The sequence below is a fragment of the Paenibacillus sp. FSL K6-1122 genome, assembly GCF_037977015.1.
GTDB lineage: Bacteria > Bacillota > Bacilli > Paenibacillales > Paenibacillaceae > Paenibacillus > Paenibacillus amylolyticus.
Genome location: NZ_CP150272.1, coordinates 5,468,809 through 5,482,584, shown reverse-complemented (window position 1 = coordinate 5,482,584; position 13,776 = coordinate 5,468,809). Strand labels below are relative to the sequence as shown.

General features: G+C 46.5%; 11 protein-coding genes. 9 read left to right on the top strand and 2 right to left on the bottom strand.

Features of this window, described 5'->3' with window-relative positions; translation table 11 throughout:
• The 3 genes from NSQ20_RS24550 to NSQ20_RS24540 are packed head-to-tail and all read left to right on the top strand — an operon-like array spanning position 1 to position 3,786.
• Positions 1–1,182 (top strand): galactokinase, encoded by a 1,182-nt coding sequence (locus NSQ20_RS24550; RefSeq protein WP_036674508.1) that lies wholly within the window; start codon positions 1–3, stop codon positions 1,180–1,182.
• Position 1,183: 1 nt separating this feature from the next.
• Positions 1,184–2,173 (top strand): UDP-glucose 4-epimerase GalE, encoded by a 990-nt coding sequence (galE, locus tag NSQ20_RS24545; RefSeq protein WP_017686840.1) that lies wholly within the window; start codon positions 1,184–1,186, stop codon positions 2,171–2,173.
• A gap of 14 nt (positions 2,174–2,187) precedes the next feature.
• Complete coding sequence (locus tag NSQ20_RS24540; RefSeq protein ID WP_340031062.1) at positions 2,188–3,786, top strand: UDP-glucose--hexose-1-phosphate uridylyltransferase; 1,599 nt, start codon at positions 2,188–2,190, stop codon at positions 3,784–3,786.
• A 61-nt stretch (positions 3,787–3,847) separates the two neighbouring features.
• Here NSQ20_RS24540 and NSQ20_RS24535 read toward each other — a convergent pair whose 3' ends face one another.
• Positions 3,848–4,402 carry an S-layer homology domain-containing protein gene (locus NSQ20_RS24535; protein ID WP_340033059.1) on the bottom strand — a complete coding sequence of 185 codons (555 nt, stop codon included), beginning with the start codon at positions 4,400–4,402 and terminating at the stop codon, positions 3,848–3,850.
• A 486-nt stretch (positions 4,403–4,888) separates the two neighbouring features.
• Positions 4,889–5,878, bottom strand: a complete 990-nt coding sequence (locus NSQ20_RS24530; RefSeq protein ID WP_340031061.1) for a leucine-rich repeat protein — start codon at positions 5,876–5,878, stop codon at positions 4,889–4,891.
• Positions 5,879–6,117: 239 nt separating this feature from the next.
• On the opposite strand from NSQ20_RS24530, the gene NSQ20_RS24525 reads away from it, so the two are divergent.
• The 6 genes from NSQ20_RS24525 to ptsG all read left to right on the top strand — a co-directional run bounded on the left by NSQ20_RS24525 (position 6,118) and on the right by ptsG (position 13,755).
• A complete protein-coding gene (locus tag NSQ20_RS24525; protein ID WP_340028569.1) occupies positions 6,118–6,705 on the top strand; it encodes an MSMEG_1061 family FMN-dependent PPOX-type flavoprotein in 588 nt (195 codons plus the stop codon).
• Between the two features lie 92 nt (positions 6,706–6,797).
• Positions 6,798–7,961 carry an iron-containing alcohol dehydrogenase gene (locus NSQ20_RS24520; RefSeq protein WP_047844049.1) on the top strand — a complete coding sequence of 388 codons (1,164 nt, stop codon included), beginning with the start codon at positions 6,798–6,800 and terminating at the stop codon, positions 7,959–7,961.
• A gap of 278 nt (positions 7,962–8,239) precedes the next feature.
• Positions 8,240–8,776 carry a protease gene (locus NSQ20_RS24515; RefSeq protein ID WP_340028570.1) on the top strand — a complete coding sequence of 179 codons (537 nt, stop codon included), beginning with the start codon at positions 8,240–8,242 and terminating at the stop codon, positions 8,774–8,776.
• Positions 8,777–8,839: 63 nt separating this feature from the next.
• Positions 8,840–10,396: a flotillin family protein gene (locus tag NSQ20_RS24510; protein WP_339186013.1), complete on the top strand. Its 1,557-nt coding sequence runs from the start codon at positions 8,840–8,842 to the stop codon at positions 10,394–10,396.
• A 165-nt stretch (positions 10,397–10,561) separates the two neighbouring features.
• The gene (locus NSQ20_RS24505) at positions 10,562–11,416 is read left to right on the top strand and encodes a PRD domain-containing protein (protein WP_047844046.1); all 855 of its coding nucleotides are present in this window, start codon (positions 10,562–10,564) and stop codon (positions 11,414–11,416) included.
• Between the two features lie 287 nt (positions 11,417–11,703).
• Entirely contained in the window at positions 11,704–13,755 is a 2,052-nt protein-coding gene (gene ptsG, locus NSQ20_RS24500) for a glucose-specific PTS transporter subunit IIBC (protein ID WP_340031060.1), read from the top strand.
• Positions 13,756–13,776 lie beyond the last annotated feature (21 nt).

The window sequence follows — 13,776 nt, the reverse complement described above, 5'->3', positions numbered from 1 at the left end:
GTGAACGTAACTGAATTGAAACAAAAGTTTATTGAGAAGTACGGAGAGAGTGGAGCGGACATCCGTGTATTTCATGCCCCTGGGCGTGTGAATCTGATCGGTGAGCACATTGACTATAACGGTGGATACGTGCTTCCGGCAGCACTTGAATTCGGAACAACATTGATCATTCGTGAGCGCGAGGACAACAAGTTGCAACTGGCTTCCACGAACATGTCTTATGAAGGGGGACTAGACACTTCCTCCATCGGTAAGGAAAAATCCGGAGAATGGACCGACTATCCTGTTGGTGTCATGGTTGAACTGCAAGGCAAGGGCGTGAATGTAACAAAAGGGTATGACTTCCTGTACCACGGGGAGATTCCGAACGGGGCAGGACTTTCATCATCTGCATCTCTGGAGGTACTCACCGGATTTGCGATTCAGTCTCTGGAGGGTGTATCGGATATTGATACGGTTCAACTGGCACTTTTGTCCCAGAAAGCGGAAAATGAGTTCGTAGGCGTCAACTGTGGAATCATGGATCAGTTCGCTGTCGCAAACGGTGCTCAGGATCATGCGATCCTGCTGATGTGTGACACACTGGAATACGAAAAGGTTCCTTTCCGTACAGGCTCCTACAAATTGGTCATCGGTAACACAAACAAACGCCGCGGTCTGGTGGATTCGGCCTACAATGAACGTCGCTCCCAATGCGAGCAGGCACTTGCCATCTTAAAGGAACAGCTGCCTGCACTGAATTACCTGGCTCAATTGACGCCAGAGCAGTTCGTAACACTCCAGGATCAGATCAAGGATGAGAAAGTAAGACAGCGTGCACAACATGTTGTGGAAGAGAACGCTCGTGTGCTCGCATCAGTCGAAGCATTGCAGGGTAACGATCTGGAAACCTTCGGCAAGCTGATGAACGCTTCTCATGAATCGCTTCGTGACTTGTACGAAGTAAGCTGTGATGAGCTGGACGTTATGGTTGAAGAAGCTCAGCGGATTCCAGGCACGCTTGGTGCTCGGATGACTGGCGCAGGATTTGGCGGTTGTACCGTATCACTTGTGCATGAGAATGATGTCGAGCGTTTTGTAAGTGAAGTGGGCGCTGCATATGAAGCGCGTACCCGTCTCAAAGGTGATTTCTATGTATGCGGTGTAGGTGATGGTGTTAAAGAATTGAAGGAGGCGAAGTAAAATGGCAATTTTGGTGACAGGTGGAGCAGGGTATATTGGTTCTCATACGGTAGCAGCATTGTTGGAACGTGGGGAAGAGGTTGTTGTACTGGATAACTTGCAGACAGGGCATCGTGAGGCGTTGCTCGGCGGTAAGTTGTATGAAGGGGATCTGCGTGACAAAGAAATTCTGGCGAAGCTGTTTGCTGAGAATTCAATCGATGCAGTCATTCACTTTGCAGCCAACTCACTCGTAGGCGAGAGTATGAAAGACCCGGTTAAATATTATGACAACAACGTGTTTGGTACACTCTGTCTGTTGGAAGCGATGAATGCAGCGAACGTACGCCGCATCGTCTTCTCCTCTACAGCAGCTACCTACGGTGAGCCTGAGAAAGTGCCAATCGAAGAGAGCGATCGTACAGAACCAACCAACGTATACGGCGAAACAAAGCTGATGATGGAGCGCATGATGTCATGGTTTGATAAAGTTCAGGATATCAAATACGTTTCCCTACGTTACTTCAATGCAGCCGGTGCTCATGACAGCGGAAAAATTGGTGAAGATCACCAACCAGAGAGTCACTTGATTCCACTTGTATTGCAAACAGCATTGAAACAACGCCCGCACATCGCCGTGTTTGGTGACGACTATGCAACAGAAGATGGGACATGTATCCGTGACTATATCCACGTGAGCGACTTGGCTGATGCACATCTGCGTGCAGTAGATTATCTTCGCAAAGGTGAGAACAGTAATGTGTTCAACCTGGGTAACGGCACAGGATTCTCGGTAAAACAAGTGATCGAAACAGCCAAAAAAGTGACTGGCCTTGATATTCCGGTTGTACAGGAACCACGTCGTGCAGGTGACCCGGCTGTGCTGGTAGCTTCATCTGCAAAAGCAAGATCTGTCCTGGGCTGGAATCCAAAATGGACCAATCTGGAAGATGTTATTCAAAGCGCTTGGAGCTGGCACCAATCACGTCCTGACGGCTACGGAAAAAACTAGGAGGCGAACACCTTATGTCACAGACTCATATTGCAGCAGGTGCCACAGAGCCGACACCGGAGCAGCAGGAAGCACTGCATGCCATTGAACGTCTGGTTGCATTTGCCTTGCAGAAACAATTAATCGAGGAAGCGGATTGGGATTATAGCCGCAACCTCTTGCTGGAACAATTCGGATTCTCAGAGCCTTATGCCGGCGAGTTGGACACGAATGTGCCCGATGGCCCACAGGCTATGCTGGATACGTTGATCGATTATGGATTTTCCATTGGACTTATTCCTGAAAATAGCGATACGTTCCGTGACTTGCTGGATGCCAAAATCATGGGTCATCTGATGGCACGCCCATCCGAGGTGGTACGCGCATTCCGCCACACGGAGCAGACGGAAGGCATTGAGGCGGCCACATCTCAATTCTATGACTTGTCGATTAACTCCAACTACATTCGGATGGATCGGATCTCGAAGAACGTCTACTGGACACAGGACACGGTCTATGGAGACATGGAGATTACTATCAACCTGTCAAAACCGGAGAAAAGTCCAAAGGAAATTGCCATGGCGAAATTGCTTCCGCCGCCGGTATATCCCAAATGCCAGCTGTGTCGTGAAAATGTAGGTTACGCTGGTCGGGTGAATCACCCGGCCCGCCAGAATCTGAGAGTCATTCCGCTGGAACTTAACAGCGAACCTTGGTTGTTCCAATACTCGCCGTATGTGTACTACAACGAGCACTGCATCATTTTCCATCATGATCATGTGCCGATGAAGCTGACGAAGGATACACTGCGCAGACTGCTTGCCTTTGTTGGGGAGTACCCGCATTACTTTATCGGATCTAATGCAGATTTGCCGATCGTAGGTGGGTCGATTCTGACACATGACCATTTCCAGGGTGGACGTCATACATTCGCGATTCAAAATGCACAGCCAGAGGCGGTCTTCCGCCATGCGGATGCACCTGGACTTACGTTGAGTCTTGTGAAATGGCCAATGTCCGTAATGCGTCTGGCTTCACACGATCCTGCAGAGCTGCTTGAAGCGGGTAACGCCGTATATGAAGCGTGGAAGGTCTACAGTGATTCTGCTGTGGATATCGAAGCATTCAGTGAAGTAGACGGGGAACAAGTACCACACAATACGGTAACACCAATCGTTCGTCGTAGTGCAGACGGTGGGTATGAGATGGATCTCGTCTTGCGTAACAACCGCACAAATGATGTGCATCCAGAAGGCATTTTCCATCCGCACCGTGAAATGCACCATCTGAAGAAAGAAAACATTGGTCTGATCGAAGTGATGGGGCTCGCCATCCTGCCAGGTCGTTTGAAAGAAGAACTGGACAGTATCGCGGATATCCTCGCTGGAGATGCTAAACTTGCTGAATCTGCCAAAGCTTCTGATCATGTGTTGAACAAACACCTGGGCTGGGCGGAAGAATTGATTGAACGGTTTGGTCCTAACCTGGACAAAGAACAAGCCGTTGCCATTGTACAGCAGGAAGTTGGCTTGAAATTTGCCGAGATTCTGGAACATGCAGGGGTCTACAAATATGATGAAGCAGGACGCCAGGCTTTCCGTCGTTTTGTAAGCAGCATGGGATACACTGAATAGACATGTATAACGATGAACACCAGCCCATAATCAAGGGCTGGTGTTTTTTTGAATATGATTTTTAACGGAGTTGTGAGCCAGTCGTTTGTTCTGTTGGAATAGAACGATAGATCAGGGCAGCCAGCTCGGCTCGGGTTAGGGAGTCATCCGGCCTGAACTGTCCGTGATATCCTACAACCATTCGAGTCTCGGCCAGTGTGGCTATGTAGTCATGAGCCCAGTGGGAGGAGGGCACATCCTCAAAAGAACTCGTTTGGATCAGCGGCAGGTCCAGCGCGAGTACCAAAATTTTTGCTGCCTCAGCCCGTGTAAGTACCGCATCCGGATGGAAGAAATCATTTAAGCCGTTCGAAATATGGAATCCATCAATAAGGCCGACTTCTTGTAGTCGAGATATAGCTTCAAAGTAGGGATGTGCGGGCTCTACATCTTCAAAGGGAGGAGCCTTTCGGATTATCGGTAGCTCAAACGCTCCGTTGATTATACGAGCCATGTGTTTACGCAAGATTGGCTGGTTAGGCCTGAATGTGGCATCGGGATATCCCTTTATCAGACCACGTGCAGCGATACTTTCAATCATCAAGCGTGCCCAGTGGGTTGAAATATCACTGAACACAACTGGAGTCAAAGGTGTTGTTGGTTCTTTAGGTTTAGGTTCAGGTTCAACTTTAAGTTTAGGTTCGGTTTTAAGTTCCGTACCTGTATCAGGTTCCTGGGATGATGCGGCAGTGATAGAGCTACTGGTCCAGAAAGAAGGACTGCCACCATGGTTTTCAGAGCTATCAGTCTTTACCCATTTGGCATATAGTGTTATGTCCCGACTTACGGTATCTCGGTCAAAATTCCAGGGAAGAGATAATGCCGAATCTATGTACCATCCATCAAATGAAAACCCGCTCTTGCTGGGCTGAGTGGGAGGTGCTATTGCTTGATTATTCCTAGTAATAGTAGAGGAAACGGGGCTTCCGCCTTGAGAATCAAAAGAGACGGTCAAAGTGGAAATGGGATCTTCCTTATTCGTATATTTGGACGCAGTTGTCACTGAACTCGTCCACTTGGCGTACAGCGTGATGTCCCCAGTCACGGTATCTCTGGCAAAATCTCAGGGAAGGGAGTATACCGAATCCATGTACCAGCCTTCAAACAAAAACTCGTCCTTGGTAGGCTGAGTGGGAGGTACAATGGTTTGCCCATAAGTGGCTTGAGTGACGGCAACCGGGGTCCCTCCATTGGAGTCGAAGGAGACAACCATATTCAATTTTTGGAAGGGAATGCTATAAAAGTTAGCGAAGTTTTGAGCCTCTGAAGGATCAAAACCCGTAATAATAAGGGATGAGTTACCATCAAACGCTAAGAAACCAATTGACAAGACACTAGCTGGAATGAAGACAGTCGCCAACCGATTGTCCGCAAATGCCATCGCCCCGATAGAGGAGACACTATCCGGAATGACGACAGAAGTCAGTTGATTGTCCATAAATGTAGCATGTCCAATGGAAGAGACACGATTTGGAATAACAATGGAAGTCAGCTGGTTAGATGCAAATGCCCAGTATCCAATAGTTGAGACATTCTCTGGGATAACGACAGTAGTTAGTTTATTGTTTGTAAATGCACTATTTCCGATCGACATAACAGTCTCGGGAATAACGACAGAGGCCAGTTGGTTGTTAGTGAAAGTGGAGTTCCCAATTGTGGATACACTATCCGGAATGACGACAGAGGTCAGTCGGTTGTATCCAAATGCCAAGTCTCCAATAGTCGTGACAGTCTCTGGAATGACGATAGAAGTTAGTTGATTGATTTCAAATGCCCTTTCTCCAATCGTGGAGACGGTATGCGGAATAACTACAGAAGTCAAATGATCGCTGTAAAATGCTTTTTCACCAATAGAAGTAACTGGTTGACCGCCAATGGTTTCGGGAATAATGACATCTTTCGAAGTGCCCACATAGTCGTTTATTGTGATTCCATGAGCATTAGCGCTCGTTATGAAATCTTTTTCTTTATTCGGCTCAGCATACATAACCATCTGTCCCCAGGGTACGAGGAACATTAGCAGAGCAAAGAGGAAGATGCTTGCTTTTTTCAATCCAATAACCTCCTTATATTTATTTTAAGAATTTTGAAGTTCTTTTGGTTACAGTACAACTGTTAGATGAGATTAACAATACTGAATCTCCAATTGGTGACCCCAGGGCACATGGGGACGCGGTATTATGAATTACGCATTTCATATTCGTTCTCAGAAATGGAAGATGTCAGTTCCCGCATGTATAATGGTGGAAAGCCATTGAAAACATAACTCAATGAAGAAACGGGGACGAATAATTGGAAAAGCAGGCATTGAATATTCCGTTGATTAAAGATGCTGAGGAACTGCAAAGCATGGTGGGTGAACCGCATGAACATGTGCGTAACAAGGCAATTCCATTTGTGGATTCACATGTTCAGAACTTTATATCCATGTCACCATTATTTTTCCTCTCCACCTCCGATCGTGATGGAAAAAGTGATGTGTCACCTCGGGGTGATGGAGCGGGATTTGTGAAAGTGTACGATACATACCGGCTCGTCTATCCCGAACGCCCAGGCAATCGGCGGATAGACTCGTTGTTGAACATGTTGTCGAACCCTGGTATTGGTATGCTATTTTTGATTCCGGGTATGAATGAAGTGCTGCGTATTAATGGCACAGCATCCATTACCAAGGATGAGGAATTCATCGCCAGTATGGGCTGGAGTGGTAAGACCATAGGTGCGGCTGTCATTGTAGATGTGGAAGAGTGTTTTATCCATTGTCCGCGGGCATTCAAACAGGCTGGATTATGGGCCACAGAAACATGGGTGGATGCTGAAAATTTGCCTTCATCTAGCGAGATGTTTCGAGCTCATTTGGAGATTAACGGGTTGTTATAAAGTGAGTGACTATCGATTTGTTTTTCTATAAACAGGGTACTATAATTGGAGTTGCACAAAAATACTAAACTCCATTGGAGGCGACAATAGATATGAGATCTTTCCAATTCTATAATCCAACCCGGCTGATTTTCGGCAAAGGACAACTGGAAGCATTAAAGACAGAAGTGCCGAAATACGGTAAACGGGTTCTGCTTGTATATGGTGGCGGCAGTATCAAACGCAGTGGTCTGTACGATCAAGTGATCGGTTTGCTTAAGGAAGCTGGAGCAGAAGTGACTGAACTGGCAGGTGTGGAACCTAACCCACGTCTTTCTACGGTGCATAAAGGGGTAGACCTCTGTAAAACAAATAACATCGACCTGATCCTCGCTGTAGGTGGCGGCAGTGTACTGGACTGCTCCAAAGCTATTGCTGTAGGTGCCAAATATGATGGCGATATGTGGGATTTTGCTCAGCGAAAAGCCGTTGCACAGGACGCTCTTCCACTCGGTACCGTATTGACCATGGCGGCAACTGGTTCGGAGATGAACTCCGGTTCGGTTATTACGAATCAGGATACACAAGAAAAATTGGGCTGGGGTAGCGCATACTCATTCCCTGCATTCTCTATCCTGGATCCAGTGAATACATACACTGTTCCACTGGACCAAACGGTATACGGCATGGTGGATATGATGTCCCACGTATTGGAGCATTACTTCCATCTGGATGCCAATACACCGGTTCAACTCGGTTTCTGTGAGACGATTCTGCGTACTGTCATGGAAGCAGCGCCACGTCTGGTTGAAGACCTGGAGAACTATGAACTGCGCGAAACAATTCTGTATTGCGGAACAATGGCACTGAATGGCGTGCTGAATATGGGTCTCGCAGGAGATTGGGCAACACATAATATTGAACATGCGGTTTCCGCAGTGTATGATATCCCACACGGCGGTGGACTTGCAATCTTGTTCCCACACTGGATGAAACATAACCTGGACGTGAATGTGGATCGATTCAAACGTCTGGCAATTAATGTATTCGAGGTGAACCCTGAAGGCAAGTCGGACAGACAGATTGCTGAAGAAGGTATCGATGCGCTCAGCAAATTCTGGACATCCATTGGTGCCCCTAACCGTTTGGCTGATTACGATATCGATGATAGCCAGATCGACGTAATGGCAGACAAAGCGATGCTGTTTGGCCCATTCGGTAATTTCAAGAAACTGCAACGGGAAGATGTTGTATCCATCTACAAGGCTTCTCTGTAATTCTATAATCACTGCAAAGTGAAAGGACACATCAAGTTGTCCAATAACCGCAAGTCTCCTTCATGGGGGCTTGCGGTTTTTTCATGTATTCGGGCTGTACACGTGAATGATGGAGGAACATGAAGCAAGAAGAACAGAATGTCGTGATAATACCCATTATCGGGTTCAGAATACATTTGAGGAAAGATTTTGAAACATTTCCCCCCTTGCTACGTATTTATTTACATGTGGAATGCCTAGTTAGGATGAATTTGCGGCAGAGAGAGGAGGAACAGGGGATGGAGACAATTTATTGGGGGTGTCTGATCGGAGGAGCCATATTTGCTGTTGTCAGCCTTGTGCTGGGTGACTTGATTGACGGCTTGATTGACGGAGCCTTCGAAATGCCAGGTCTTGATTTTTTCAAACCCGTTGTGTTAGCTGGTTCCATTACAACCTTCGGTGGGGCAGGCATTATGCTGACACGTTATAGTTCATTAAGTGCGATGTCGGGTCTAATACTATCCCTGCTTATAGGTGTTGCTGCAGCCATGTTGGTATTCTTCGCATATATCAAACCGATGCGTAACAGCGATGTCTCGATTGCATTTTCGATGAAAGAGTTATCTGGGAAAATTGGCGAAATTACCATTCCGGTGCCGGAAAAAGGTTTTGGCGAAGTCATGATTCGCTTTGCATCCGGTAGTACGATTCAAACGGCATCCAGTTTTGAACACCTCCCCATTGCGGCGGGAGCACGTGTTGTCGTAGTGGATGTTGTAGATGGTGTACTGCGTGTGTCGGAATGGGATGAAAATGTACTTAAAGATTTATAAAGTATTCTTATCACCTAAGTAGTTTAAGCACTCATCATGAATGAATAAGGGGAGAGATGTGGAATGGATAATTTGAATTTGAATTGGGATGTATTGCTGATTCCTATAGTTGTAGTCGGTGTCATTCTAATTTTAGGTTTGGCTTTCTGGGCGAGATACAAAACGGTTGGACCGGATGAGGCGATGATCGTTACGGGATCATTCCTGGGTAGCAAAAATATCTCCGATGATGATTCTGGCCGAAAAATTAAGATTGTTCGTGGTGGCGGTGCATTTATCCTGCCGATATTCCAGCAATCCGAATTTATCTCCTTATTGTCCCACAAGCTGGATGTCTCCACACCTGAAGTGTACACGGAGCAAGGGGTTCCGGTTATTGCTGACGGTGTAGCTATTATCAAGGTTGGAGGCGCTGTAGAAGACGTTGCTACGGCAGCTGAGCAATTCATCGGTAAACCTGTAGAAGCGCTGAGAAGCGAAGCACAGGAGGTACTGGAGGGGCATTTGCGGGCCATCCTCGGTACAATGACGGTGGAAGAAGTATATCGGAACCGGGATAGGTTTGCGCAAGAGGTTCAAGGTGTAGCAGCTAGAGATCTGAAGAAAATGGGCCTTCAAATTGTTTCATTTACCATCAAGGATGTTCGTGATAAACAGGGCTACTTGGATGCTCTTGGTAAACCGAGAATTGCTGCTGTGAAGCGTGATGCGGAGATAGCTGAAGCGGAAGCGATGCGTGATGCACGTATTCAGAAGGCCAATGCAGAAGAGCAGGGTCAAAAAGCAGAGTTGCTGCGTGATACCAATATCGCTGAGGCAGCCAAAGAGAAGGAACTGAAAGTAGCCACGTTTAAGCGGGATCAGGATACAGCCAAAGCGGAAGCCGACCAGGCTTACCATATCCATGAAGCGCGCGCGAGACAGACCGTGGTGGAGGAAGAAATGAAGGTTGAACTCGTTCGTAAAGAACGTGAGATTGACCTCCAGGAAAAAGAAATCGTCGTACGTGAGAAACAATACGATGCCGAAGTGAAGAAAAAGGCAGAAGCGGATCGTTATGCGGTAGAGCAGGCTGCCGAAGCGGATAAAGCCAAAAGAATGCGTGAAGCTGATGCAGTACAGTATTCCATTGAAACACATGCCAAAGCAACAGCTGAGCAGAAGCGACTTGAAGGTCAGGCCATGGCGGATGCGGAACTTGCCAAAGGTACAGCAGATGCAGAAGTTATTCGTTTGCGTGGTCTTGCAGAAGCAGAAGCAAAAGAAAAACTGGCCGAAGCGTTCCAGAAGTTTGGCGAAGCAGCTGTACTCGATATCATTGTCAAAATGCTGCCTGAACTGGCTGGCAAAATTGCAGAGCCAATTGCATCCATTGATAAACTGACGGTGGTAGATACAGGTAAAGGTGAAGGTGCGGCACGAGTGAGTAACTATGTTACTGAACTTATGGCGACCGCTCCAGAGATGCTCAAAAGTGTATCCGGCATCGATGTAGAGCAGCTGATTAAAGGCCTTACGAAGTCTAAAACATCTGCGCCAGTTGCCATTCAACAGAGCGAGGCTGTTACAACTCCTTCTATAATCGACAAGATTGTGGAAAGAGCTGGAGTTGACGAGTAAGAAGCACTTCGAATCTTGCATGGTTGCTCTATTGACCTTAAGGCGAATTTTTGTTACTTTTTAAGCGAGACGTCCGGCGCGGTTTGCCCGCTCCGGGTGTCTTTTCGTTCGTAACAGGGTGTGACTTAATCACACCTAAGATGGTGTGAAAAAGAGGTGCAAACAATGAGCAGCTTGCATGTAGATAAAGCGCTAAATAATAATGTAATCATTGCACAGCATCCAGAACACGGGGAAGTCGTTGTTATTGGTAAAGGCATTGGCTTTAACCGAAAACCGAGTGATCACATTCCATTGATGGCTGTGGAGAAAATGTTCATTTTGAAAAACCAGCAGGAGCAAGAGCAGTACAAACAGCTTCTTCCACAGGTGGATGAAGCACTGATCGAGATTATTAACGAAGTTATTACGTATATTGCAGAGCGTACGGACGTTCCTCTGAATGAACATATCCATATTGCATTAACCGATCACATTTCTTTCGCGTTAAAACGCAAGGAGCAGGGCATTATCATACAAAATCCATTTTTATATGAAACCCGCGAGATTTATCCTGAAGAATATCGAATGGGAGAATACGCTGTTCGTCTGATCAAAGAGAAAATGGGTGTAGATCTGGGGATGGACGAGATTGGTTTTGTTGCCCTCCATATCTATAGCGCAATGACCAATCAAAATATATCCCAGGTACGTGAGCATTCACAATTGATCACTGATTTGGTGAACCTGGTGTCTGATCAACTCGATTATTCGTTTGAAACGGAATCGCTGGATTACTCTCGTTTGCTGACTCATCTTCGGTTCGCCCTTGAGCGTGTTCGCCGTGGAGACAAAGTGGAAGAGCTTCATAAGTTGGATTCCCTGCTTAAGTTGGAGTATCCCGAAATGTACTCGCTTGCATGGAAACTGACCAAAGTAATGGAAAAAAGACTGAAACTGCCGGTTTATCCTGCTGAAGTAGGTTATCTGACCATTCATCTGCAAAGGCTGAATCAGCGGAAGGAAGAAGAGAATAAGTGAGATCATTCCAGTGATGGAATGCGGAATTTATTTTTTTGGTGTAAAGGCTTGCAATAGATTAGAACTGGTGCTACAATGGTTTCCGTAATCAAGCAACTGAATAAACATAAGCGACGTGTTACTGACTCGATCAGGCATGAGTTAATTAAAGTGTGATTGTTCTTTCCTTGTACAGGGTATGCTATACCCCAAGGTTGGCACAGTTTACTTTATTAATTCATGCCTTTTTTTGTGTTCCCTTGCTTGCATCACAACATATAAATTAGACGAAAGGGAGAAACGACGCGATGTTCAAAAAGCTTTTTGGTGTATTGCAAAGAGTAGGTAAAGCTCTCATGTTGCCTGTAGCCATTCTACCTGCGGCAGGTTTGCTGCTCGGAATTGGTAACATGTTGGTTAATCCAGATTTCTTGCAATATGTAACGGCGCTCGACACCCCTTGGGTGAACTCGATCGCAACAATTATGATGAACGCAGGTCAGATCGTATTTGATAATCTGGCATTGCTCTTCGCCGTCGGTGTAGCCGTCGGATTGGCCGGTGGCGAAGGGGTTGCAGGTCTGGCAGCGATCATCGGTTATCTGGTCATGAACGTCACACTGGGTACCGCAGTAGGGGTTACTCCGGCCATGATCGGTGAAGTACCGGGTTATGCCAGCATCTTGGGTATCCCAACATTAAGTACAGGCGTGTTCGGAGGTATTATCATAGGTATTGCCGCCGCGCTATGTTACAATCGGTTTTTCAAAATCGAACTGCCGTCTTACCTCGGTTTCTTTGCAGGTAAACGTTTCGTTCCGATTATCACATCGGTAGTATCCCTTGTAATCGGGTTGCTTCTGGTGATTATCTGGCCGCCGATTCAAAATGGATTGAATACTGTATCTCACTTCATGGTAGATACAAGCCCGACATTGTCGGCATTCATCTTCGGAGTTGTAGAACGGTCATTAATTCCGTTTGGTCTTCACCACATTTTCTACTCCCCATTCTGGTTTGAGTTTGGTGAGTATGTGAACAAAGCTGGAGATGTCATCCGTGGTGACCAGCAAATCTTCTTCAATCAATTGCGTGATGGTGTGAACCTCACAGCGGGAACATTCCAAGTTGGTAAATTCCCGTTCATGATGTTCGGTTTGCCAGCAGCGGCACTTGCGATGTACCATGAAGCAAGACCGGAACATAAAAAGTATGTTGCAGGTATCATGGGTTCAGCTGCGCTGACCTCGTTCCTGACAGGTATCACAGAACCACTTGAATTCTCGTTCCTGTTTGTAGCACCAATCCTGTTTGCAGTACACTGTATCTTTGCAGGTTTGTCTTTCATGACCATGCAAATTCTGGGTGTAAAGATCGGTATGACCTTCTCCGGTGGGTTCATTGACTTCCTGATCTTCGGGATTATTCCGAACCGTACACCTTGGTGGGATGTTATTATTGTCGGATTGATTCTTGCGGTGATCTATTACTTCGGTTTCCGGTTTATCATTCGCAAATTCAATCTCAAAACACCAGGACGTGAAGATGCAACGCCTGAAACCGAATCTGGCGGAGGCTCTGGTTCAACGGATGACCTGCCACATAACATTCTCGAAGCTTTCGGTGGCAAGGAAAATATCAAACATCTGGACGCTTGTATTACTCGTTTGCGGATCGAAGTTAATGAGAAATCCAATGTGAAAAAAGATCGTTTGAAACAATTGGGTGCATCTGGTGTACTTGAAGTGGGTAATAATGTTCAAGCCATCTTCGGAACACGTTCCGACACGATCAAATCTCAGATGCAGGATATTATTGCAGGACGAACTCCAGCACCAACGCCAGCAGCTGCCAAACCAACTCCTGAAGAGGAGAAGGCACAAGGTGAGCAGGGCGAGCGCATTGTTGCTGAGGATATCGTCATGCCAGTCAATGGTGAATTGCTGGACATTACAAACGTACCTGATCCGGTCTTTGCTGAGAAAATGACAGGTGATGGGTTCGCAATTTTGCCACATGATGGTACGATAACTTCTCCTGTGTATGGTAAAGTGTTTAATGTATTTCCAAGCAAACATGCCGTGGGCATCATGTCCGATGGTGGCAAGGAAGTGCTTGTTCATATAGGCGTTAATACGGTGAAGCTGAAAGGTCAAGGCTTTAACGTACTGGTACAGGAAGGTGATCTGGTATCGGCAGGTCAGCCGATTATGGAAGTGGATCTGGAGTATGTCAAAGCAAACGCTCCTTCGATCATTTCTCCAGTTATTTTCACCAACCTGCCAGAGGGCTCCACGGTAACTCTGAAGAAGAGTGGAGTGCTGAAAGTTGGCGAACAGCCAATCATTGAGATAAAATAAGAAGTGTTACGATGATGGCAA